Annotated in this window: 1 protein-coding gene; it reads right to left on the bottom strand. The window is 80.6% G+C overall.

The genetic code is table 11. The features are described 5' to 3' along the window. Positions 1-635: SCO7613 C-terminal domain-containing membrane protein (locus ACYVKY_RS15335; protein WP_460435857.1), on the bottom strand; the 635-nt coding region annotated here is incomplete at its 3' end. Between the last annotated feature and the right edge of the window lie 19 nt (positions 636-654).

A 654-nucleotide genomic window follows, 5' to 3' on the forward strand; every position in this document is an offset into this window, starting at 1 on the left:
GCCGCGGAGCCGAGCAGCAGCGCCGCCGCCTCGCTGCGCGTCCGGCTGCCCGCACCGACGACGCGGGCGAGCGCGACCGCCGCGCCGCAGGCCGCGAGCACGAGCGCCGGTCGCCAGGCAGGACCACCGACGGCCGCGACGGCCGTGGGAAGCACCAGCGCGAACGCACCGGCCACCAGGCTCGGCCGCAGCACGGTGCCGTCGCGGCGGGAGGCGAGGGTCCCGGCCACGAGCAGCACGAGCGCGGGCGGCAGGCTGAAGGCCTCGACGGTGCCGACGTCGGCGGCGCCCAGGCGGTCCCACAGGGCGAGGGAGGCGAGTCCGAGCGCGACCCAGGCGACCCACCGGCGCGACGGCAGCAGCGACAGCACGGCGCAGCCGGCGGCGAGCACGAGCAGCACCTGCCACGGCCGACCGTCCGCGGCGCCGACGGCGGCGGCCGCCGTCCCGACGAGCACGACGACCCCGGTGGCGGCCGCGCTGACCTCGGTGCCGAGCGCGAGCGGTGAGCCCGCCCGGTGCAGCGTCGCGGCGACGGCGAGCCCGGCGGCCACGACGAGCGCAGCCGGCAGGACCGGGTCGACGGCGGGCAGGTCGGCCAGCTGGAGCCCCCGGGAGACGAGGAGGGCGAGCACGGGCACCGCCGCCACGGCG

It is taken from the genome of Angustibacter speluncae, assembly GCF_054777815.1.